This is a genomic window from Brachyspira hyodysenteriae ATCC 27164 (assembly GCF_001676785.2).
GTDB lineage: Bacteria > Spirochaetota > Brachyspiria > Brachyspirales > Brachyspiraceae > Brachyspira > Brachyspira hyodysenteriae.
Map to the genome: position 1 here is coordinate 2,549,615 of NZ_CP015910.2, position 24,142 is coordinate 2,573,756.

Here is a 24,142-nt window from a genome sequence, read left to right on the forward strand (position 1 = left end):
CCTATGCTTTATAAAAATATCATATAGTAATACTATGCTATATGAGCATTAAGCCAAGCAATTATCTCTTTAGCTACATCATCTCTTTGAACATCATTAAGTATTTCATGTCTTCCATTTTCATAAAGACTTATAGTAACATCTTTGAATCCTAATGATTCATACATTTCATGAACCCATTTAACGCCCTTTCCCATATCTCCTACAGGGTCTTTCGCTCCTGATATTAAAAGTATAGGGAAATTTTTATCCATAGAAGAGTAATTATCCTTATCTGAAATTTTATCAATAAGTTCAAATAATTGTATATATGTTTCTATACTTGCAGGTTTATTTGCAAAGTATTCATCTTCCTGGGCTTTTTTAATTTCTTCTTTATCCGAAGTAAGCCATGCCAAATCTGAATTATCTTTAGGGAAGAATTTTTTACCGTATCCGCCTACTGATAATTTGTCGAGTAAATAAGCTCTTTTTCTTCCCCCGAATAATGACTTCTGAATATTAGCTATAGTTTTTCCTAAGTTCTCTATTCCCTTAGGTTTTCCTCTAGTACCCATTATTATAGCGCCATTTAAATCTTTATGATATTTAATTAAAAAACCTCTAGTAAGAAAAGAACCCATACTATGCCCCATCATAAAATAAGGAAGATTAGGATAATCAGCTTTAGTATTTACCATTAAATGCCTCATATCTTCTATAATAAGTTCATGTCCGTTTTTATCGCCCATATGCCCTATTTGATCTTTACTTACAGTGCTTCTTCCGAATCCTCTATGATCATCGGCACAAACTAAAAATCCTTCTTTATTGAGTTTTTCAGCAATCTCTTTATATCTTCCGGCATGCTCTCCAAGTCCATGAACTATCTGAACTATTGCTTTTGGTTTGGAATCAGGCTTAAAAATATATGTATACATTCTATGACCATCATCTGATATTAAAACTCTATTAAGCATTTCCATAAAAAGACTCCGATAATAAAAAATTACTATTTTAGACTATTATTCAATTTGACATAATTAATACAGCTATTATTTGTAAATAGTAGGATAAATTATATAGTATTTTTTTTCTTAATGCAATTAATATTTTATATATATTTCAGTGTAATATATAATACCCCAATAGGATATACTTGCAAAAAAATTATTTATATTTTAATATTTTAATACATTAAGGAGGGACATATGAGAATAATAAATGTAAATTCAAATAGGCTGCATTCTATACTTTTTATAGCATTGCCTGTGGTTTTAATTGTGGGATTTTTAATATTTTCCAGCGTTACAATAGTATCAACAGGAGAAGTGGGAATAAGAAGCAGATTGGGTAAAGCAATATCAGAGGAAGATCCTGGACTTCATTTTAGAATACCTTTTATAGATACAATAAAAACTATGGAAGTAAGAGAGCAGACTGTAGAAAAAACTTATGCTGTATCATCAAAGGATATGCAGACAATATCTATGACTTTGAATGTTCAGTACTCTATAACAGGTGATGCTTTGGATTTATTTAGAAAATTCGGAACAGATTATAAAAACAAACTAGTTAATCCTAGAATATCAGAGAGTTTGAATGCTGTTTCTGCAAGATATACTATAGAAGAATTCATAACAAAAAGAAATGAAATGGCTGGAGAACTTTTAAAAGAAGTTATGAGCGATTTTCAGGATTACGGCATCACAGTTGCTGCATGTTCTATCATAGAGCATGATTTTTCTGATGAATTTGATCAGGCAATAGAAAGAAAATTGATAGCTTCTCAAGATGCTTTAACAGCACAAAATGCATTAGAAAAAGTAAGATATGAAGCTGAAGCTGAAATAACAAAAGCTAAAGGTATAGCAGAAGCTAATAGAATAATGCAGGAATCTTTAACTCCTCTTTTAATACAGAGAATGTATATAGAGAAATGGGATGGTAAAATGCCTCAAGTTTCAGGTTCAGGCGTTACACCTATGATACAAGTAAAATAATTAAATGATAAATGAAATTTTACAAGCATATTATAAATAATATATTATCTTTAATATTTCCTAATCACTGTATAATATGCGGAGAGTTAATGCAAAGTAATAATATGAATTATGTTTGTATTGACTGCATAAATAAAAATTTGGATTATATACATAAAGATGAATATATAAGATGCCCTAAATGCGGTAAAGTTTTAGAAAGTGAAAAATCAATATGCATTTGCAAAGATGAAGAACTTTATTTTGATGAATGCAAATCTATGCTTTATTATAATAATCATACAATAGATTTGATTCACAAAATGAAGTTCTCTCATAGATATTTAATTTGTAAAGACTTTGCTGCTATGCTTAGTTATTATTATAAAGATTATATTAAAAGTTATGATGCCGTTACTTTTGTGCCTCTTGGTAAAAATAGATTCTTGGAAAGAGGATACAATCAAAGCGAAATCATAGCAGAAACAATATCTAAAATTCTAAATATAAAATTAATAGATGATATAATATTCAGACAAAAAGAAACTAAAGCATTAAGTTCTTTAAACAGTAAAACTGAAAGATTAAACATGATAAAAAATGCTTTTGTGATAAATACCGACTACAGCGATCATAATAAAATAAATCTTCTTATAATAGATGATGTACTTACCACGGGAAGCACTTTAAATGAAATTTCTAAAGAGATTAAGAAACTAGAATGCATTAACAAAATAGGTTTGCTTACCGTAGCCCGTGCTTAGTTTTTCATCTCTTTTTCAACTTTCTCTTTTAATTCAGCATCATTCATTTTATCACATGCTTTTAAGAAATCATCATATAGAGTTTTTGTATAAGGAGCATGCTCATTAACAAAAGCTATTTTTATAAAATCCCATAATAAATTTATATTATCATTATTTTCTTTATTAATTAGAATTTTTAATGCACTATCTACTATTGATATGCCGGCATGAACTTTATAAAAAGCATTATTATTAATAGATTTTATATCATCAATATTTAATAAAATAATATTCAAAGCCTCATCATAATTTGAAAGCCTTATTAAATTCTCTGAATAATTACTTAAATATGAAACTAAATAAAATAAATACTTCTTTGATAATGCCTGATTTTGTTTATTTTTATCATAATCGTTTTTTACAATCTCATAAAGTTTTTTATTAGCATCTAATTCCCCTTCTTTATTTCCTATTTCAATTTCAAAATCTCTAAGTCTCTCTAAATTAATTCTATCCCAATTTTTAATGCTTGATTTCCATACATCTATTAATTCATAATATAAATCTTTAAATCCCAACTCTAAAGCATAATGCATACAATACTGAATAGTTAATTTTTCTATATCAGTTTCAAATCTCACATTGCTGTCATAACCAATGGCACAATCAGTATTTATCTTTTTTGCTTTTTCAAATAAATCTTTATTATCTTTATTGTATTTACTTAGAAGAAATGTTAAAGATTCTAATGCTATTCCTATACCTTTATATTTTGATGTTTCTCTGTCTTTTAATTCTTCATTAAATAAATGAATGATTATATTTTTCAAAGCTTCTTTATTTAAAGCTTGTACATTTTTATAATATATAATAGAAAATGAAAGTCTTGCTCTTAATAAATAATTTTTATCAACATCATCTTCCATTTCGCATGAATATTTACTTATTAAATTATTGTATTTCTCTTTATCATCAAAAAAACTTCCTATAATATTATCAAAATCGTTTTGATACATTTCTAAAGCTTTTAATAATTTTTCTTGAAATATTTGCATGATTAAACTCCTAACTAACTTAAAAAATATATCAATAAAATGTAAATTTGTCAAAGGCGTTTCTATTGAAGTTTTTATTATTTAAAATTATATATTTAAATTAAGCATATCATTAATGAATATACCTACCCCATTTTCTTCATTGCTTTTAGCGGTATACAAAGACTTTAATTTCACTATATCCTCAGCATTTTCAACAGCAACAGAAATACCCACAAATTCAAGCATTTCCAAATCATTATTATTATCCCCAAAAGCCATTATATTATCAGAATTGATATTGTATTTATCAGCTAAATATTTTAATGCATTAGCCTTTGAAGCATTAGGACTATGAACTTCTAAATAAACAGGTCTTGAAAATGCATAATATATACTGTTTCCAAAAGTACGATTTAATTCTTCAGCTATATTTTTTAATATATGATTTTCTCCTATAAACATAAACTTACTGAAAGAAAAATCTTCTATATTGTCAAATCCTATAATATAATTATCTATTTGAGCTATTGATATATAAAAATTAGTCCATTTATTATCAAAAAAACCAATATTCCATCTATCACCTAAAAAGCCTTGATGATATATATTATATTTTTTAGCTATATTTATAAGCTCTATACCTATTTTAGGATTTAAATTTTCTTGGTATATAATATTAGAATTTTTATCTGTTATCATAGCACCATTAAATGATATAAGCTCAGTATCAATATCTAAATCATATAAAAATTTAATTGCTGCTGAAGTGGGTCTTCCTGTAGATAATATTGTTTTTATTCCTTTTTTAGAGGCTGCTTTTATTATATTTTTATTATACTCACTTATTTGATGATTATTATTTAATAATGTGCCGTCTAAATCAGTAGCTATAAGCTGAATATTATTCAAAAAACATCTCCGAAAATGTTAATATAAAAAATTAATTCTACAATAATGATAAAATTTCTTCTTCATTTAAATCTTCTTTTATCATTTTTTTAACTTTATCATCATTACCTAAAAATTCGGCTAATTCAGATATAGCCTCTTGATGTCCATCAGAATCTTCTGCTGCTAATACAAAGAATAGATACACTTTTTCATCTGTTTTATAAAAATCAACTCCGTCCTTTACTTTTAAAAAGCTCATTCCTCTTTTAAATACACCATTTTCAGGTCTTGAATGGGGCATTGCCACACCATCTATAAGAACAATATAAGGACCGTATTTATATACATCATCTATTATAGCCTGAACATATCTTTCTTCTATATTTTTATTATCTATTAAAGATTTTGCAGCTATTTTTAATGCTTCTTCCCAATTCGAAACATTTTGCACAATTTTTATATTACCTTCTAAAAACTCTTTTAACATAAAAACTCCAAAATTATTTTATTTATATAATAAAACAATTTTTGAATTTGTAAATTATATTATGGAAAATAATATTTTTATTATAAAAGGTTTTAATTAAAATTACTGTAATATAATATCGTATATTTCTAAATCAGTTAATTCATCATACATTATTCTTTTAATTTTTTCGCTTTCATTTAATAAATCAGCAATTTCTTCCATTAATTCTTGATGATTATCATTATTTTCGGCAGCCAAAGTAAATAATAAGAATATTTTATTATTTTCATCAAAGTCTACACCATTTTTTATTTTTAAAAGAGTAATACCATTGCTTATAACGCCATCCTCAGGTCTGGCATGAGACATAGCCATTCCATCACCAAGTACGATATAAGGTCCGCTTTCTTTAATATTATTTATAATACAGTCTACATATCTAGGCTCTATACATTTATTCTCAATAAGAAGTTCAGCTCCTTTTTTTATAGCATCTTCCCAATTATCCATACTATCAACTATATCTATTTTGTTTCTTATAAGTTCTTTTAGCATAAAAACTCCAAAAATAATAAACTTTTATTTATTATAATATTATACTTTTATTTTTATTATTTGTCAATTATTATTTATTATGTACGAAAAAGTTTCAAAATACTAAACTTATGTTGCATTTAATATATAAAAATAGAAATTACGATAATAAATTATTAAAATATAACAAATTTTGTATAAATAGGTTATAATACTATATAATGAAAAATATATTTACAAATTGGAAGTTAATTGAAACAAAAAAATAGATATTCTAGATTTAGGATGTATGTGGCTACAACCTTGTTAGCTTTTATGATACCTGCTTTATTTAGCATATCAATGGTATTATCAAATAAGCAAAAATATTTGGATAATGTTATAGAGTATATAAATAAGGTAAGTCCAATAGATATATACATATCAGATATAAGCATATCCTATAAATTAGAATTAGTTTTGGATAATGTAAAATTATACTCTAAAAATAACTCAGAAGCTTTCTTTGAAATGGACAGGGCTTCATTAAGATTTAACTTTTTTAGAATATTTATTAAAAGAGATCCTTTATATCTTTTAAGCGATATAAATATTAATGATGCTGAGTTCTATCCTGTATTAATGGATATGTCTATATTTCAGAGTGATAATACAAACAAAACTTCATTAGAGGATATAAGAGAAATAGTTAATAATATAAGTCCTATATTTATGGATAAAAATATTAACATTAATAACTTCTCAGCTAAAATAGCAGATAATAATAATATCACAGAAGTATCACTTAATTCTTTAAATGGTAATTTCAGAAATTATGGTTATTTTCTTTCATATAAAATAAACTTACCTGATAAAACATTAGTACATTTTTCATTAGAAAGTAAAACTAATCTATCAGAAATCAATACAAAAATATACGGTGAAGATGAAAACGGAGATTTATTTGATTATACATTATTTTTAACAAATGAATACAATATATTAGCGGCAAATTTACAAAATGAAAATCAAAATAATTTTATCAACTTTAAGTATAATTTTGATAATAAAGATATGGATTTCTCCGTTACAAATTTAAAAATAAAAAAAGATAATATATACAAGATTATGAATATAGCGTTGGATACGCCTATAATTTATAAATTTGTAAAATTAGATAATAAAACTATAAGCAGTATAAGCAATTATATAAATACATTCAGAGATGCAGAAATAGAGGCATACGGATATTATTCATTTGAAGAAAAAGAAAAATCACATGTTAATTTTGATTTAAATGTAAGAGATAAATTATTTAATGTAATGGTAAATGCTGAATTAACAAATAACAGTATAATGTTATCAAATGCATATATTAATATTCTAGAAGGAAATATTATAGCAAGCGGTATAGTACCTTTGAATGATCCTATATCAAGCATACTTTCTTTAAACGTTAATAATATAAAAGCAGGAGCAAATTATTTATCAACAAAAGTAAATTTAAAGCCTGTAAATGTAAATGATGATGAAATAAAATCAAGATTTACAATATCATCTCTTAGTTATGCTAATAGTATGCCGCGACCTATGACATTTGAATTTTTGTATAAAAAACCTGAAAAAGAAATATCTCTCAGATTAATACCAAATGAATACTATCAGCCTCTATATGCTAGTTATTCTTTAGATAATAATAATCCTGTAATAGTTTCTGCTAAAGGTGTAATACCTCAGGATATATTCGTAGTATTATTAGGACAAAATATAATAGACAACTTATCATCTCTAAATGTAGAATATACTATGAGTAATGCCATGTACACAGGAGGAAAAGGAAATGTACATGTATTACAGGCTTCGTCCAGAAAAATATATACAGAAGAATATTTGATAAGAATAGGAGCATCTGCATATAAAAATATTATAGATATTAATGATATTTATTACAGACTTTCTGAAGACGGCGGAATAAATGCCAATGCCAAAATAGAATATGATAATAATTTTAATGTTAAAATAAATGGTAATTTTAATACACCTGCTGGTAATTATGGTTTGAGCGGATTCAGCACAACTTCTACTAATAGAAGTAAAATAATATATGCCTCTACTGATAACTCAGAAATAATAGCAAGCGGAGTTATATCCACAAACGGCATATTAGATTTAAATATCAAAACTCCTAAAACATTAAGTATAAAAGATATTGATTTAAATGTGGATGTTAATATAAATAATTATATGCAGCAGCCTCTGTATTTATATGGAAATGTAAAAGCTAATAAAAACCTTGCTCCAATATTCGCTTTAAATACTCAATTTGAATTATCAAATCAAAGTATAATGTTTACAAATATTATTTTAAATTATGGTGAAAATAGAGTAACTGGAGATGGAATATTAAGTTCTACAGATGGTATAACAAAATTTACTGCCTTATTAAAAGATTTAGAAAATAATGGAATATTTGCAGTAGATACATCTATCAATAAAAATAATATGTATGGTAAAATAACAGTCAATCAGCTGCCTTTCGATATCAGCGGACAGGCTTATGGAGTATTAACTGCCAATGCCACTATAATAGGATTAATGAATAATCCTGTAATTTACCTTGAAAAATTTGATATAAAAGATTTTCAAATACCTGGAATGCAGTTTGATGTTTCTTTAAATGGTTATTATAGAGAAAATGAATTGGAAATAAAAAATGTATTGATAACCAAAACAGGAGATTTCGGAACTCTTACAGCAAAACCATTTGCTAAAAAACAGCAGATAAAAATACCTTACGCCTATTTTTCAAAAGAACTTCAAAATATGACTGTAGAAGTTAATAATATGACATTTATGAGTTCATTCTCAGGTACAATAAATTATAATATGAGAAAACTGCCTGACGGTAAAGAAGAATACAGACTTCAAACAGGGATTATCACTATAAATAAAAGAAAATTGCCGGAATTCGGAACTACAATTATTAAAGATAAAAATGATATATTACTAACAAATACAAAAAATCATGGTATACAAGGTTCTATATTAGAAGAAGATGGAAATAAAAGAACTGATTTAATTTATGTATATGATAATGATAATATGCTTAATATAGACGGAGTTATAAAAAATACTCAAAAAGATCAAGTTGATTTATTGGTTACATCTGACATAATCAATGTAGAAATTTTTGAAATATTTCATGTATTATTTACAGAAATAAATTCATCTCCTACTAATTTTATGGTAGACGGCAAACCTTATACATTATATGCACGCATACATGGTGATGCTGATAATGTAGCAATAGACGGAAGATTTTTAGGACATGGAAAAAAAGTAAAAATAGCTTATTTCAATGATATATTTGATGATACTATAGTAGACTTCAACTTTGACGGACATATGTTTAATGTTAATAACCTAACATTTACATCCAAAAATAATAAAAGTTTAACTGTAACAGGCGAAGCAGAAATATTCAAAAACAATATAAATTATATGGCATTTGACTTACTGTCATCAGATGAACAGCTTGGACTTTTAGACGGTAATCTAAATTTAGGTATAGCTAAAGTAAGAGGACCTGTGCATGTTGACCTTACAGTAGGAGGAAATATAGCTGCCCCTAGAATAGGCGGAATACTTACTCTTATGAAAAGTGATGTTCAGTTATCTACTTTGCCTTCAGGAACTACATATAAAGAAAGAGTTTATGGAATACTCAGTAAAATATATTGGGATTTTACTATAGAGGCTTGGCGTCAGGTTAGAGTTGCACATAACTTAGTAGGAGATGTATATTTAGAGGAAGGTTCCAAAATGAGAGTTTATAACACTCTTATTGATGGAATAGAACTTGCAGGAACTATTAATGTAGAGAGAGGAAGTATATACTATTTGCAAAATGTATATCAACTAGAAAGAGGTTCTGTAACTTTCCCTCCTGTAAACAGTGCTGATCCTATAATAGAGGCTACAGCTTACACATATAAAAAATACTATCCTTCAACAGGAAATACATCTTCTCAGTCTTTTGAAAATGAATTAGCAGGTGAAAGTGTAACTTTATATATGGAAATGGATGCAAGATTGTCTCAATTAATATCTTCTCAGGACGGAGCATTGAGACCTGTGAGATTCTATACAATACCAGCTTTAGGACAGTATCAGGTTAATCAGCTTGCCGGAATACCTCAGGGAAGTTTTGGAAGCAGAGAAGATCAAATGTTTGCTGACAGTACAGCAAATAGAAGCAGTATAAACAGCGATCAATTACAGCAGCTTACAATGAATTACAGCGATTTACTATTAAGAAGTACAGTATTAAGACCTGTAGAAAGATGGTTTAGACAATTTTTAGGTATTGATTATATCAACTTAAGCCCTACAGTAGTAAATAATTTATTATTCGTTACAAACAATAATAATTTAAGTCCTACATCTGTATGGGATAATACAAGTGTTGGTATAGGTAAATATGTATCTAAATATTTATATTTAAAATACGATGTTACATATAGAGTTAATGATACAACAAGGCCTAGTGTTAATGGTAAAAATGTAGACCCTTACTATTTTGACCATCAATTTGGTTTTGAAGTGTCTTTATTAAAAAATTATAAACTTGCAAATTTTGTGTTTGAGTATAAAATAAATCCTTTCGATATAAGAGGAAAAGGACAAGATTTTAATATTGTTACTCGGTGGAGATTTTAGTGAATTTTATTAAGAAAAATTGTATTATTTTATTTTCATTTCTTTTACTTGCTGCAGCTTTATTAATATCTGCAGAAAGCGACTTTGAAAATTTACAAACAGCAAGAAATATAGCTGTATATGAAGGGCTTACAATAAACCGTATAGATGTTACAGGTGAAGTAAGGCTTACAAAGGAACAAATAATAAACAATTTTCCTATAAAAGCCGGCAGTAAATTTCAAAGAACAGAAATAAATGCAGCCATAAAAAAACTATTTGATACGCAGTTATTCGATAGAGTGGCAATAGATGCAAACAGAGAAGATGACGGAGTAGTTTTAAATATTGTAGTAGCTGAAAGATTCATAATAAAAGATATAGAATATATAGGAAATAAAAGATTAAGCAGAACAGCACTTAATGATGCCGTAAAACCAATTATGAAAGCAGGTGATCCTTATATACCTCAGAAATTAAATGATGCTGTTAATGCTATAATAACAAATTATCAAGATAAAGGATATTTGAAAGCTTATGTTGAGCCTAAAGTAATAGAAAATAAAGATACTTCTGATGTTTTAGTACAAATGAACATAGTAGAAGGTAATGAAGTTAAGGTTGCTAATATAAGATTCCATGGTAATACACATTTTACTGATAATGAACTTAAAAGACAGATGTCAACAAAAGAAAATGGATTTATGACTCTTGGAAAATTTAATGAGTTTACATTTGATGGAGACAAAGATAAAATTGTTAAATACTATGCAGATAGAGGTTACTATAGAGCCAAAGTTGATAATGTAAAGTTCACATATCAATGGAGAAATCCTGAAATAAAAAATGAACAGGATTTAATAATAGATATATATGTTACAGAGGGAGATAAATATTATTTCGGAGATATAGGATTTAAAGGAAACTTTATAATACCTTCTGAAAATATACAAAAAGATATAAAATCAAAAAAAGGTGCTTTATATAATTACACATATCATATGGCAGACTATCAGGGTATACAAAATAAATATTCTGAAAGAGGTTATATATTCAGACAAGTTATACCTGTAATTACAGTAAATGAAGAAAATAAAATAGTAAATATAATGTATGATATTGTTGAAAATGATAAAGTGCATATAGAAAATATTACTATAGCAGGAAATACAAAAACTAAAGATTTTGTTATAGAAAGATATATAGATATAAAACCCGGAGAAGTATTCAATACTGCAAAAATACAAAGAGTTCAAGAGAGATTATATAATACTCAATTCTTTGATAATATTAATTTAGGAGTAAAACCTGGTTCTGCTGAAGGACTTATGGAATTAAATTTAAGTGTAACTGAAGGAAGAACAGCTATGGTATCAGGAGGAGGCGGTTTCTCCACTGGTTCCGGATTTAAGGTATTTGCTTCTATTAGAGAAAATAACTTCTTAGGAAGAGGATTGCAGTTAGGATTAAGCGGAGAATTTGGAGAGCAGCAGAAACGTATAGCTGTTAACTTTGCTGAGCCTTATTTACTTAATCTGCCTATATATTTGGGTGTGGATTTATCATACTTCAATGAAGGTGTAAACACTGGTTATCAAATAGGAACCGATGGTAATTTTGGTATACCTAAATACTCATACTATACTAGACATGGTTTTGAAGGTATAGTAAGACTAGGTTATTACTTTGCTGATTATTATTCTACATTCATAACATTTGATACCATAGTACAGCAGTATCAGCAATGGCATGACCAAGGAGCTACTGCTGCCGGTCCTAATTATGTTCTTAGTGATATAAAAAAATATTTAACTCATAGAGTTAATAAAAAAGATGGATCATTCCAAAGATGGGAAAGTGATTGGTTTACAACATTCATTGTTTCATATTCTTTACTTAGAGATAGCAGAAACGATTATTTGAACCCTACTAGAGGAAGTTTCTTGAGAGGTATGGTAGATTTCTATTTTGGACACACCCAGCTTACAAGATTGAGTGCTACAGGATTCTTGGCTGTACCTGCTACAGAATGGCTGTCATTTGCATTCTATGGAGAATTAGGACAAATAATTGCTACTCCTGGACTTGCTTTGCAAAATGATGCTGATGTACTCTATTATCTTAACCCATTTGAAGATGTAAGGGGATGGGATACTTCCAAATATACTATATTTAAGAAGAACAGAGGATTATCAACTTATGATATGTTAGGAGCCAACGGTTCAGACGGTAAACCTACTACTGACTCTTGGAGTTACGGTAGAGCAAAAGTAAGATTCTTTGCTGAACTTCGTATACCTATAATACCTAAAACTCTTGGATTCGTTACTTTCCTTGATGCAGGACAATTATGGATGCCATACAGTACAGGTTGGAATCAGGACGGAGATGCTCATTCATATCCTTCTCAATTTATGAATATTAAAGATATATTTGATCCTTCTCAATATATATATTCTGTAGGAATAGGATTCAGACTTACAATACCTATATTCAATATAAGATTCTATATTGCTAAAAGATTCGTTTACAATAAAGAAGATGTTGGATTTGGTAAAGGATTTCAAGATTTTGAAGGAGATACTTTCACTCCTCTTGGTGCTTGGTTCGGAAGAGGATGGGGAATTGCATTTACTATGAACCACCCATTCTATTAAAAATATATAAAAATAATTTTTATTAAAATTATAAGGAGATAAAAATGAAAAAGTATTATATTATGAGTTTATTATTTGTAGCAGTACTTATAGTATCCATTGTTAGCCCTAGAGTATTTACTCAATCTTACAGGCTTACAAAAGTTGGATATATTGATCTTGAGAGAGTAATAAAAGAATTAACTAGCGATGATGAATTTGTTGAAAAATTAAAAATGAAATTAGAAGAATATAAACAAAAAGATGCTATGCAGACAAATATGGAAGATACTTCTATAGCACAAAATAGAGATTATTCTTTGAGAGGAGAGGTAAAAAGACAAGTTGCAAACTCTCTTATGTCTATAGTAAAAAAAGAAGGTTATACTCTAATACTAGAAAGAACAGAACATGCCATTCTTTATGCTGATAGAAATTTTGATATAACAGAAGCCGTTATAGCAAATGTTAAAGCATCTTTGCAAAAATAATAAACATAAAATAATTTAATAATGACTTTTATAATAACTAAAATGCATTTAAACAAAATTGATGCATTTTAGTTTTTTATATATAAAATAAAAACGGAGAAATTTATCATGAAAGTAAAAGATATAAGCAATTTTATTCAGGCAAAAAAAATAATAGGAGATGAAAATAAAGAAATATCTACTCTCTCCCCTATTAATGAAATCATAGAAAATTCAATAGTATGTATAGATAATAATAAATATCTTGAAACAGCATTAAACAGTAATGCAAATGCATTGATATTAAGAGAAGATGCTGCAAATGAAATAAAAGATTTCAAAAATAAAACTGCCTTAATACATAATAACCCAAAAGAAGCATTTATAAAATTACTTTACTTTTTATTTGAAGATAAAAAATATCCGCTTGGCACCATAGAATCTACAGCTATAATAAAAGAAAAAGCTAATATATCTGACAATACTTATATAGGTGATAATGTACATATTGGAAAAAATACGGTAGTTGGAAAGGGAACCGTTATAGAAGCTAATGTATTTTTAGGAGATAATGTAGTTATTGGAGAGAACTGCACTATATATGCAAATGTTACTATTCATGACAGATGTGTAGTAAAAGACAGAGTTATAATAGGTTCTTCTACTGTTATAGGAAATGACGGATTCGGATTCTTCGAAGTTAATGGAAAGCAAATGAAAATACCTCAAAGAGGAAATGTTGTAATAGAAAATGATGTTGAGCTTGGAGCAAATGTTTGTATAGACAGAGCAACATTGGGTTCTACCATAATAAGAGAAGGTGTAAAAATAGATAATTTAGTACAAATAGCACATAACTGCGATATAGGAGAACATTCTATTATAGTATCTCAAGTAGGAATAGCAGGAAGTTCTAAAATAGGAAATCATTGTATATTAGGCGGACAGGCAGCATTGGCAGATCATGTTACTGTAGGCGACAGAGTAATATTCGGAGGAAGATCTGCTGTGATGTCAAATGTAAAAATACCTTCTAATTCTATTATGCTTGGAGCTCCTGCCCAAAACATAGAAAGAGAAAAATTAAAAATGATAGCAGAACAAAAATTACCTGAATTAATTAATTTAGTAGAAGAACGTTTTGAAGTGAAAATAAAAAGAGTAAAATAACTTTATTTTAATTAAATTGTAAAAATAATATAAAAATATCAAATATTTTTTTTACAAAATTTAAAACTATTGTATATTTAAATATAATTAATCTTTTACATTAATAGGATTATTCTATGAAAAATAAAAAACCTCTTGGACTTCAGTTTAAAATATTTGTATTACTCACTGTATCTATATTAATAATGGTTATAACTATTATTTCATATATGGTAACGCATAATATTTCCACTTCAAAAAAAAAGGGATATGCTTCTACAGAATATATGATTACAACCTACGCCAAAGATATAGAAATAGAAATGCTCACTTACATATCAATACTAAGAACATTATCATCATCTCTTAAAAACGATATAGCAAATGGTACAATTACGAGAGAATCACATGCAGAAATTTTAGGAGATATGCTTCAAAATAATAAAAATTTGTTCTCAATATATGAAATGTGGGAAAAAAATGCCTTTGACGGAAAAGATAATGAATTTATAGATACTGATTATGGATCTGAAGTTGATGGAAGGTATGGCCCTTCTTATTTTTATGATAACAATGTAGTTAGTTATGATAAAGTTTATCAAGAAGAATTCGATGCTAATCCAAATTATTATACTATACCTAAAAATACAAAGCAATTATATATAAGCGATGTAGAAAAAGATGATACTTATGCAGAGGCAGGAACTGTATTGACTGTTAGTGTAGTTGAGCCTATATTAAATGATTCAGGAAATTTTTTAGGTACTATAGGTGTTGACTTCTCTGCAGACAATTTAGTTGAAATTGTATCTGATATATCTACAAATAATGGTATGGTTGGATATTTAATTAATCAAAATGGAACTATACTTGCAGCAACCAATACACAGAACATAGGAAAACAAATATCAGATATATATAAAAATAATTCAAAAGAAATAATAGATTATATAAATAATAATATTAAATATTCTTTTGTAAATGAAATTGATGATCAAAAAACATTTAATATTTTGATACCATTGGATTCATTAAAAGATAACAATAATTCATTAGCTTTATTAGTAAATGTGCCTGAAATTATCATAGTAAAAGAAAATATTATAAATGCTATTGTAACTTCTGTATTAGCTCTCATTATTATTATAATATTTTTATTTATTATAAATATCTTAATAAAGAAAAGTATAATAGATCCTATATTAAAAGTTATGCATATATCTGAAAAATTAAGCAGCGGAAATTTAACTTCTGATCAAAATCAATCTTTAAGCAATAGAAAAGATGAAATAGGAATGATATTTAATTCTATTCAAAATACTCAAAATAAATTATCAAATATAATAAAACAGATATTAGCCTCTACCAATGCTATGGAAAATGCAAGTAAGAATGTAAGTGCAGGTACAATGGATTTATCAAACAGAACTGAAAAACAAAGAGATGATTTAAAAATTATAAATGAAACTATGAGTAATACATTAAAAGTTATAGATAAAACAAGCAATGACATAGTACTAACTAATGATAAAATACAAGTGCTTACAAATTCAAGTGAACATTGTTATAATCTATCAAAAGAATCTATGGCTCTTATGGAAGATATAACAAAAGCTACATCTGAAATATCGAATATAACAAAAATTATAGATGATATAGCTATGCAAACTAATATACTTGCTCTTAATGCATCAGTAGAAGCAGCACGTGCCGGAGAACAAGGAAAAGGGTTTGCTGTTGTAGCTGCTGAAGTAAGAAATTTGGCACAAACTTCTCAGGAATCTGTAAAAAATATTACTAATATAGTTAATACCAGCATAGAGAAAATACAAGATGGAAACAAAAAAATAAAAGAAACTATGGATGCATTAGAAGATATAACTAATAAAGCTAGAGAAAGCAGTTATATAGTAAGCCAAATGGTTGAATCTTCTACTGAGCAAGATGCTTCTGCAAGAGAAGTTCAGAGTGCAGTTAATAGTGTTGATATTAGTGCTGAGCAGAATACAAATTTGGTAAAGACAAATGCTGATATAGTTATTGATATGGAAAAAGAAACAGAAAAACTTGCTGATTTAATGAAATTTTTCAGCTTAAAATGATATTATAGTAATTCCTATATTTAAACTCTTTTATAGTTTAATTCTTTAATGATATGCTTTTATAAAAAACTAATTTTTAATAAAAGCATATCTATTTTTTTATAAATTTACTCTGCCCGCCCACCCGCCCCTATTTATATTTTTTACGATTATATTTATAATAAAATAAATATTTTTTTGGAGAATAAAAATGAAATTCGCTTATTTAATAATGGATAAAATTTTCGATAGCAAAAAAGATAAAGCATCTATACATAATGGAGTTTCACAAATAATAGGAGTTTCAAATATAGAAGAAGCTTGCAAAATAGCTAAAGAATTGAAGGCAGAAGGTATTGATTGTATAGAGTTATGCGGAGGATTCAGAGAAGAAGGAGCTAGAAAAATAATAGAAGCAACAGAAAATAAGGTAGCTGTTGGATTTGTAGTGCATTTAGAAGAGCAGAATGATATTTATAAAAAATTATTTGGAAATGAAAATTAAGAATTAGATTTATATAAGAAACCAGCAACTATAGTTATAATACCCACAAGCATAGTAAAAGGTGCTAGAAATCCCATAAAACCTTCAGGGTGCTGTCCTACCATTGCTATAAATAGAAAACTAATAGCAAATATTAGAATCCCTATTGCTAAAATAATAATATTTTGTTTAGAAAGTTTATCATGATTATTTATCATATTCAGTATACAAAAAAAGTTTATAGGTATTACACTACAAACTCTATTCACTCCGTTTCATAAATTGATTATCATTTGCTCGGGGCCGGAATCGAACCGGCACGGTCACAAGGACCAGCAGATTTTAAATCTGCTATGTCTACCAATTCCATCACCCGAGCTGGTAGTTGCCTAAAATATTAACATATAATAAAAAAAATCAAGTTCTATTTTAGATTTTTTTTTATTTTATAATACTATCAAGTTTAAATGTATTATCTTCATATTTGAAATATATTAGAAAAAATATTGACATAAGTATAAATTATTGATAATATGATATAATATCAAAAAAAATTTAAAAAATTCAAGAGGTAATTAAAGAATGTTCACAGCTACATTATATGCACAAGGAGCTCAAGCACAGGCAGGAGGAAGCCCATTAGTATCTATAGGTATGATGGTTGTAATCTTTGCTATATTTTATTTTTTGTTGATAAGACCGCAAAAACAGCAGCAAAAAAAATTAGCACAAAGTATAGCTGAATTAAAAAAAGGAGACAAAGTAATAATCGCAGGCGGAATAATTGCTGAATATGTTTCTGATAAAGAAGGCGGAAGAATTGCAATAGTAAAAGTAGGCGAAAATACTAAAATGGAAATAATTAAATCTTCAATATCAGCAGTAGTTACAGAAGAAATGCTAAACCCTCCTAAAAAAGAAGAAAAGAAAAAAGAGGATAAAAAAGCTATAGAAGATAAAAATCAATTAAAAGAAGATTTGGAAAAAGCTCAGGCAGAAGATAAAAAAGAATAATAAATAATAATTAAAAATATAATAATAGGATAGTATAATATGAGTCATAATTTAAGACTAGCATTCATCATTATAGGACTTGGTGTAATGGCTTGGTTTATTACTCCTACAGTAAGATGGTATTTTTTCACATCTGATGATAAGAAAGAAGAAAGTAATATGTCTTTAGATGAAATGATAGCTAAAGGATATACTAAAGAACAAATAGATAATGTTCAATCACTTAAAAGATTAAGAAGTGAATCTGTAAATATGGGTTTGGACTTACAAGGCGGTATAAGAATAGTACTTCAGGCTGATTTTGAAGAGTATGCAAATAGATTAGATAGAACAGCAGCATCTCTTACAGCTGAAGAGAAAAATGATGCTATGGAAAGACTTATATCAAGACTTAGAGGAAGAATAGACCAATTCGGAGTAAGTGAAGTGGGTATAAGAAAACAAGGCGAGGACAGAGTGGTTGTTGAACTTCCTGGAGCAAGAGACCCAGACAGAATAAAAAGTGTAGTATTAAGTCAGGGAGCTTTAACTTTCAATTTGGTTGATGAACAAGCTACAGCTACTTTAACTACTAATGATATGCTTATGGGTGTATTCACTAATACAGCTAAAGTTCCAGAATATGGAAAACAGCTTTATTTCTATAGTGAGAAAGATGATTTCGGAAGAAGAGTAAGAGGAGCTCCTGTTATAGTTAATAAAGAACCTTCATTGGAGGGAAGTGCTTTAATCAATGCTCAGGTAGGCGGAGGTCAATTCGGTGAGGTTACTGTAGAGTTTGAACTTAATGCAGAAGGATCTACTCAATTCGCTGAAGTTACTGCACAAAATAAAAATAGAATGCTTGCTATAGTATTAGATGATAAAGTTATAAGTGCTCCTAATATTAATGATGAGATAAGAGGCGGAAGAGGCGTTATCACTGGAAGATTTACTTTAGAAGAGGCTCAAGACTTAGCTAGAATATTAAAAGAAGGTGCTTTACCTATTAATGTAAGTATTGTAGAAGAAGAAGTTGTAGGACAGTCTATAGGTGCTGACTCAGTTAAAGCCGGAGCTACTGCTTTACTTATGGCTGCTGTTTTAGTTGCTGTATTTATGATAGCTGTATACAGAGTATCCGGAGTTTTATCAACTATTGCAATGCTTGTGAATGTTGTACTTATAATCGCTGTATTATCACCTTTAAGATTTACTTTAACATTGCCTGGTATAGCCGGACTTATTCTTACTATAGGTATGGCTGTTGATGCCAATGTTATTATATTTGAGCGTATAAAAGATGAGTTAAAAGTAAAATCTAGTGTTGCTGATGCTATTATATCTGGTTATGACAGAGCTTTTGCAACAATATTTGACTCTAACATCACTACTATAATTGTAGCTTTAATACTTTGGATATTCGGAAGCGGTCCTGTACAAGGTTTTGCTATTACTTTGTTCTTTGGTATTTTAATAAACCTATTCACAGCTGTATTCATTACTAGATATATCTATGAAGAGATTATAAGAACTAAAATAGTAAAGAAAGCAGGATTCTTCTTTATTTAATATAACTTCTTAAAAATAAATAGGATTTCGTAAATGAGTGAAGAAATAAAAAAAGAAAATAATGATTTGACAAAAAATAAGATACCGTTTGTTAAAATTATGCCTATAGCTGCTGTGGTGTCATCTATATTGTTTATAGCTTCTATAGCATTGTTTGTTAATAAACTTACTACAAATAGCTTCAATATGGGTATTGACTTTGCTGGCGGTGTTGAATTAAAAGTACAGATAGATAATCCTGAAGTAATTAATATTGCTGAAATAAGAGCTTTATATAATAATTTCGGAACAGAGACTGTTAATATACAGGAACTTGAAGGTGCTGATAATGTAAATGCTTTCCTTTTAAGATTCAGAGGATCTAATGAAGAATCTGACAGAGCTATGCAGGTGCTTTATGATAAATATACTCAGGAAAAAGTTAATCTAATAGGAAGCAATATTATAAGCGGTGTAGTATCTGCTGATAACTTAAAACTAGCTTTCATATTAATAATTGTATCTTGGATTATCATAATGATATACATTACTATAAGATTCAATTACAGATATGCTTTCCCTGCAATAATAACTTTAATACATAATGTTGTTATAGTATTCGGTATACTTCTTTTCTTGAATAAAGAGTTTTCTGTATTAGTTCTTTCTTCAATGCTTACTTTGATAGGTTATACAATCAACGACATCATAGTAGTATTTGATAGAATAAGAGAAAATGCTAATTCTAAAAAACCTTTCAAAGAGATTGTTAATATAAGTTTGAATAATGTTGTAGGAAGAACAATTATTACTAGTATTTCTACCCTACTTGCTGCACTTGCTATAATGATATGGGGCGGATTCATACTTTATGACTTCGCATTTACATTCTTCTGCGGTGTTGTTATAGGTACTTATGCTAGTAACTTCATAGCAAGCGGACTTTTAATACTATTTATGAAAACTAAAAAAGCATAAAAATTATTAATATAAAAATAAAAAAGGGTATGCATTTATAATGTATACTCTTTTTTATTTGCAATGATAGAAGTTTTATAACAAAATAAAAATCATTTTTTAAAAAGTTAAAAATTTTCAGTATATACCTAAACAACTATATTTTGTCAAAAATAAAATTATATTTTCTTTTTAATATATGGAGCTTTGCCCCATACCCCAGTTCTTTTATTGATATAAAAGAACCAAAAGAACTGCATTTTTTACCTAAAATCAGAGTATTATACCATATTTGATACATATTCTTAAAATATAAAATTATAGCAATTGCGTTTTTTGCTACTTTTTTGTGCGGCAAAAAAGTAGATAATATCTATATAAAGTGCATCAGTTGACAAAGTCAAAAATTTTTAGTATATACAAAATATAATTATTAATTTCATAATGATATTATTATCTATATTTTGACAATATATTGATTTTAGTATATCATATCACAAAATTGCTTATGGTTTATAATGACAGAAAAAATTAATAACTTAAAACAATATATCAATGAGAACTTTCTCCTTACATTAACAAATAAAGGCATATATAATCGCTCTGTAAAAGACATTGATAATATTATAAATAATAGCCCTGAAAAAATACATATTGAAGAAGCTGAAGATAAAATAAAAGTTACTATAGATACAGGCGAAAAAATAGAAGTAATTCTTAATGATGAAGATCTAAAATCAAGCAAATGCTCTTGTCCTTCAAAAGATATTTGTAAGCATATTATAATGTCGCTTTTGTATATAGAACATTTAGATACTGAAAATAAAGAAAATGAAAGCAATACTGATACAGCAGAAAATAATACAGAAATTGAGATAAAAGAAGAAAACAATACATTTGATGAAGTAAAAAATATTAGTTATGATGAAATAAAAAAATTAAGCACTAAAAAGAATTTTGAATATGCTTTAGATAGACTTGATGATAATATTGAAGCTGATATAGAAGAAAAAGCAATGCTTGAAATAAATATACCTGAAGAAAATGTAATTATTTATTTTCCAAAAAAAGACAGTATAAAAAAAGCTGTATGTTCATGTAAAGATTCATCTCTTTGTGCTCATAAAATAATAGCAATACTTAAATACAAACAAATGTACAATTCACTTGAAGAAATTAAGGAAGATGATAAAGAAATAGATGAAAATATTTTAAAATTTTCAAAAGAGTTTATAGAAAATATTTTTGAAAAAGGACTTTATTCATGCAGTGAAAAAGACTTTGATATAGCAGAGCAATTAAGCGTAAAACTTCAAGTAAAAGAAATGCCTGAATTAGCAAAAATGTTTAGAAGTATTTCTGAAAGTATTGACTCTATGATTAATAAACATGCTTCATTTAATAAACTATTCACTTTTGCAATACTATCAAGGCTATACAATACTATTAAAGTAATAGAAAAAGCAAAACAAGATAATGATAATAAAACTGTAAAACTTCTAACAGGAGAAATAAGAAGTAAATATATAAATAGAAAAAGTGCTGAATTAGTAGGACTAGGTTCTTATCCTTGGATTTCTTCTACAGGATATTTGGGAGCAAGTGCCTATTTATATAATTTAAATACTAAAAAATTATCATTCTTTTCTTATGTAATACCTACATTTTATGATAATTCAAAAATCTCTTATGATGATGTAAGAAGCAACTATAGAAAGAAAATACATTTTGAAAATAATATATCTATAGAAGAAATTTCAAAATATAAGCTTAAATTTATAAATTACAAAGTTAATAATGAAGAGAGAATATCATCTAGTAAATTTACGTCAGTTATTTTAAATGATAGAATGGATTATAAATTATTAGAAGAAATAAAAAATTCCAAAAATAATGAAGAACTATTTGCAGAAAACTATGATGATATAAAAAATATAGATTTCAAATATGATTATTTTAATAAAAATGACAGATCAAAAATAATAATAGCAAAATTCCAGATAATAGAAAATCAAGAGTTCAATAAAATAGAACAAATACTTTATTTCGATATTGTAAATCACTATGAAGAAGATGATGAAGAAAGATTAACTTTGAATGTAAAATACACATCAATTCATTCAAATGGAATAAAATATATAATGAACTATAAAAACTCAAATATTGATAAAGATAGATTTATTGTATTAGAAAAAACAAAATATTATATAAGACCTATAAGTATAATAAATGCAAATGCTGTTATAAATATATTTTTTGATAATTAATCATTAATTTAACAGCAAGAAGTTTTTCTTCCTGCCGTCAAATATAAATTTATGATCTACTTATGTACGAATTCTCTAATTTTTTTAGCTGCCTCTTTTAATATAGGTATATCCTGAGTCAAAGCTATTCTAAAGTAATTTTCACTTCCGAAAGCAATTCCAGGAACTACAGCAACGCCTGTTTCATCTAACAGCCTCATAGCAAAATCAAGCGAAGGCTCTTTTGAAAATTTCTCATATCCTACAAATAAGTAAAATGCCCCTCTAGGCTCTATAACATCGAATCCTAAATCTGTTAATTCCTTAGCCAAAAAGAAAGCACGCTCTTTATAAATATCTCTGAAGCTCTCTATAACAGGATATTTTTCCAAAGCATATTCAGCAATAGCACATGAAAGAGTTACCATACTTCCTACATTATTGAAGCTTGCATTAACCAAACATTTTCTAACATATTCAGGAGTTATACTATACCCTATTCTCCAACCTGTCATAGAATGTGATTTAGAAAAACCATTAAGAACTATAACTTTATCTTTTATAGAAGGATAAGAAGTAAATGAAGTAAAAGGATAAAATGATATAGCAGAATATATTTCATCAGCTATTATAAATATATCTTTTTTCTCAAAATATTTAACAAGCTCATCCATTTCTTCTTTTTTAAGCATATATCCGGAAGGGTTTCCAGGATTGCTGAAAAGTATAGCCTTAGTTTTATTTGTTATCACTTTTTCTATAGCTTCAGGCTTGATTACAAGATGATCAGGTCTTGTATCTACAAACACACATTTACCATAAGAAAGATTTACAGCCTGTTCATAAGGAGAGAAAAAAGGTGTAGGTATTATAACTTCATCATCTATATTTAAAATAGTCCTAAATATAGAAGAAATACCTTCCATAGAACCAATATGCATAGTTACATTGTCAGCTTTAATATCAGAATTATAATATTTATTATAATGATTAGCTACCAATGTTCTTATATGTTCGCTTCCGCCTGATTGAGTATATCCTAAAGTGTGAGTTTTAGCATACTCACATCCGTATTCAATTAATTCTTTAGGAGGCAGTAAATCAGGTTCACCTATTGTAAGCATTATAGCATTTTCTTTTTTCTGTGCTTTTTCTGTAAGTTCTCTTATAAGCGAATATGGCACTTGAACTATGTTTTTATTGAGTTCCATAACGATTCTCCATAGATGTTTTTTTAATTAATACATTCAAATATAATAT

Annotated in this window: 19 protein-coding genes and 1 tRNA gene; 12 read left to right on the plus strand and 8 right to left on the minus strand. The window is 27.4% G+C overall.

All coding sequences use genetic code 11. The features are described 5' to 3' along the window. Positions 1-32: 32 nt before the first annotated feature. On the minus strand, positions 33-965 hold the full coding sequence (locus BHYOB78_RS11155; protein ID WP_012670887.1) for an alpha/beta fold hydrolase: 933 nt from the start codon (positions 963-965) through the stop codon (positions 33-35). 225 nt (positions 966-1,190) lie between these two features. On the opposite strand from BHYOB78_RS11155, the gene BHYOB78_RS11160 reads away from it, so the two are divergent. Together BHYOB78_RS11160 and BHYOB78_RS11165 are read left to right on the plus strand one after the other, a co-directional pair. Then, positions 1,191-1,982, plus strand: a complete 792-nt coding sequence (locus tag BHYOB78_RS11160; RefSeq protein ID WP_012670888.1) for a prohibitin family protein — start codon at positions 1,191-1,193, stop codon at positions 1,980-1,982. Between the two features lie 11 nt (positions 1,983-1,993). Beyond that, complete coding sequence (locus tag BHYOB78_RS11165; RefSeq protein ID WP_012670889.1) at positions 1,994-2,725, plus strand: ComF family protein; 732 nt, start codon at positions 1,994-1,996, stop codon at positions 2,723-2,725. Here BHYOB78_RS11165 and BHYOB78_RS11170 read toward each other — a convergent pair. The 4 genes from BHYOB78_RS11170 to BHYOB78_RS11185 form a co-directional block, all read right to left on the minus strand. Then, the gene (locus BHYOB78_RS11170) at positions 2,722-3,762 is read right to left on the minus strand and encodes a hypothetical protein (protein ID WP_020064624.1); all 1,041 of its coding nucleotides are present in this window, start codon (positions 3,760-3,762) and stop codon (positions 2,722-2,724) included. The two genes, BHYOB78_RS11165 and BHYOB78_RS11170, sit on opposite strands and share 4 nt — an antisense overlap. An 87-nt stretch (positions 3,763-3,849) precedes the next feature. Next, positions 3,850-4,653 (minus strand): Cof-type HAD-IIB family hydrolase, encoded by an 804-nt coding sequence (locus tag BHYOB78_RS11175; RefSeq protein WP_020064625.1) that lies wholly within the window; start codon positions 4,651-4,653, stop codon positions 3,850-3,852. 37 nt (positions 4,654-4,690) lie between these two features. After that, positions 4,691-5,122, minus strand: a complete 432-nt coding sequence (locus BHYOB78_RS11180) for a PTS sugar transporter subunit IIA (RefSeq protein ID WP_012670892.1) — start codon at positions 5,120-5,122, stop codon at positions 4,691-4,693. 102 nt (positions 5,123-5,224) lie between these two features. Beyond that, positions 5,225-5,659: a PTS sugar transporter subunit IIA gene (locus tag BHYOB78_RS11185; RefSeq protein WP_012670893.1), complete on the minus strand. Its 435-nt coding sequence runs from the start codon at positions 5,657-5,659 to the stop codon at positions 5,225-5,227. Positions 5,660-5,953: 294 nt separating this feature from the next. Between BHYOB78_RS11185 and BHYOB78_RS11190 the strand changes: the two genes are divergently transcribed. The 6 genes from BHYOB78_RS11190 to BHYOB78_RS11215 all read left to right on the plus strand — a co-directional run bounded on the left by BHYOB78_RS11190 (position 5,954) and on the right by BHYOB78_RS11215 (position 17,156). After that, positions 5,954-10,336, plus strand: coding sequence for a translocation/assembly module TamB domain-containing protein (locus BHYOB78_RS11190; RefSeq protein ID WP_020064626.1), 4,383 nt, complete (start codon positions 5,954-5,956; stop codon positions 10,334-10,336). After that, the gene (gene bamA / locus BHYOB78_RS11195; protein ID WP_020064627.1) at positions 10,336-12,972 is read left to right on the plus strand and encodes an outer membrane protein assembly factor BamA; all 2,637 of its coding nucleotides are present in this window, start codon (positions 10,336-10,338) and stop codon (positions 12,970-12,972) included. Before BHYOB78_RS11190 ends, bamA begins: the two co-directional genes overlap by 1 nt. A gap of 44 nt (positions 12,973-13,016) precedes the next feature. Beyond that, entirely contained in the window at positions 13,017-13,442 is a 426-nt protein-coding gene (locus BHYOB78_RS11200) for an OmpH family outer membrane protein (protein WP_020064628.1), read from the plus strand. Between the two features lie 108 nt (positions 13,443-13,550). After that, positions 13,551-14,591, plus strand: a complete 1,041-nt coding sequence (lpxD, locus tag BHYOB78_RS11205; protein WP_012670897.1) for a UDP-3-O-(3-hydroxymyristoyl)glucosamine N-acyltransferase — start codon at positions 13,551-13,553, stop codon at positions 14,589-14,591. A 116-nt stretch (positions 14,592-14,707) separates the two neighbouring features. Beyond that, positions 14,708-16,672, plus strand: coding sequence for a methyl-accepting chemotaxis protein (locus BHYOB78_RS11210; RefSeq protein ID WP_020064629.1), 1,965 nt, complete (start codon positions 14,708-14,710; stop codon positions 16,670-16,672). A gap of 190 nt (positions 16,673-16,862) precedes the next feature. Continuing rightward, complete coding sequence (locus tag BHYOB78_RS11215) at positions 16,863-17,156, plus strand: DUF6506 family protein (protein WP_020064630.1); 294 nt, start codon at positions 16,863-16,865, stop codon at positions 17,154-17,156. Here the strand turns inward: BHYOB78_RS11215 and BHYOB78_RS11220 are convergent. Together BHYOB78_RS11220 and BHYOB78_RS11225 are read right to left on the minus strand one after the other, a co-directional pair. Then, positions 17,153-17,353, minus strand: coding sequence for a hypothetical protein (locus BHYOB78_RS11220; protein ID WP_020064631.1), 201 nt, complete (start codon positions 17,351-17,353; stop codon positions 17,153-17,155). The genes BHYOB78_RS11215 and BHYOB78_RS11220 overlap by 4 nt on opposite strands. Before the next feature lie 76 nt (positions 17,354-17,429). After that, positions 17,430-17,514, minus strand: a tRNA-Leu gene (locus BHYOB78_RS11225). Between the two features lie 203 nt (positions 17,515-17,717). Here BHYOB78_RS11225 and yajC point away from each other — a divergent pair. The 4 genes from yajC to BHYOB78_RS11245 all read left to right on the plus strand — a co-directional run bounded on the left by yajC (position 17,718) and on the right by BHYOB78_RS11245 (position 22,903). Then, positions 17,718-18,149, plus strand: a complete 432-nt coding sequence (gene yajC / locus BHYOB78_RS11230) for a preprotein translocase subunit YajC (RefSeq protein ID WP_012670901.1) — start codon at positions 17,718-17,720, stop codon at positions 18,147-18,149. A gap of 39 nt (positions 18,150-18,188) precedes the next feature. Beyond that, entirely contained in the window at positions 18,189-19,700 is a 1,512-nt protein-coding gene (gene secD / locus BHYOB78_RS11235; protein WP_012670902.1) for a protein translocase subunit SecD, read from the plus strand. A 33-nt stretch (positions 19,701-19,733) separates the two neighbouring features. Further along, complete coding sequence (gene secF / locus BHYOB78_RS11240; protein WP_012670903.1) at positions 19,734-20,657, plus strand: protein translocase subunit SecF; 924 nt, start codon at positions 19,734-19,736, stop codon at positions 20,655-20,657. Between the two features lie 497 nt (positions 20,658-21,154). Next, positions 21,155-22,903 carry an SWIM zinc finger family protein gene (locus tag BHYOB78_RS11245; RefSeq protein ID WP_020064632.1) on the plus strand — a complete coding sequence of 583 codons (1,749 nt, stop codon included), beginning with the start codon at positions 21,155-21,157 and terminating at the stop codon, positions 22,901-22,903. 56 nt (positions 22,904-22,959) lie between these two features. Here the strand turns inward: BHYOB78_RS11245 and BHYOB78_RS11250 are convergent, their stop codons facing one another. Beyond that, on the minus strand, positions 22,960-24,093 hold the full coding sequence (locus BHYOB78_RS11250; RefSeq protein ID WP_020064633.1) for a pyridoxal phosphate-dependent aminotransferase: 1,134 nt from the start codon (positions 24,091-24,093) through the stop codon (positions 22,960-22,962). Positions 24,094-24,142 lie beyond the last annotated feature (49 nt).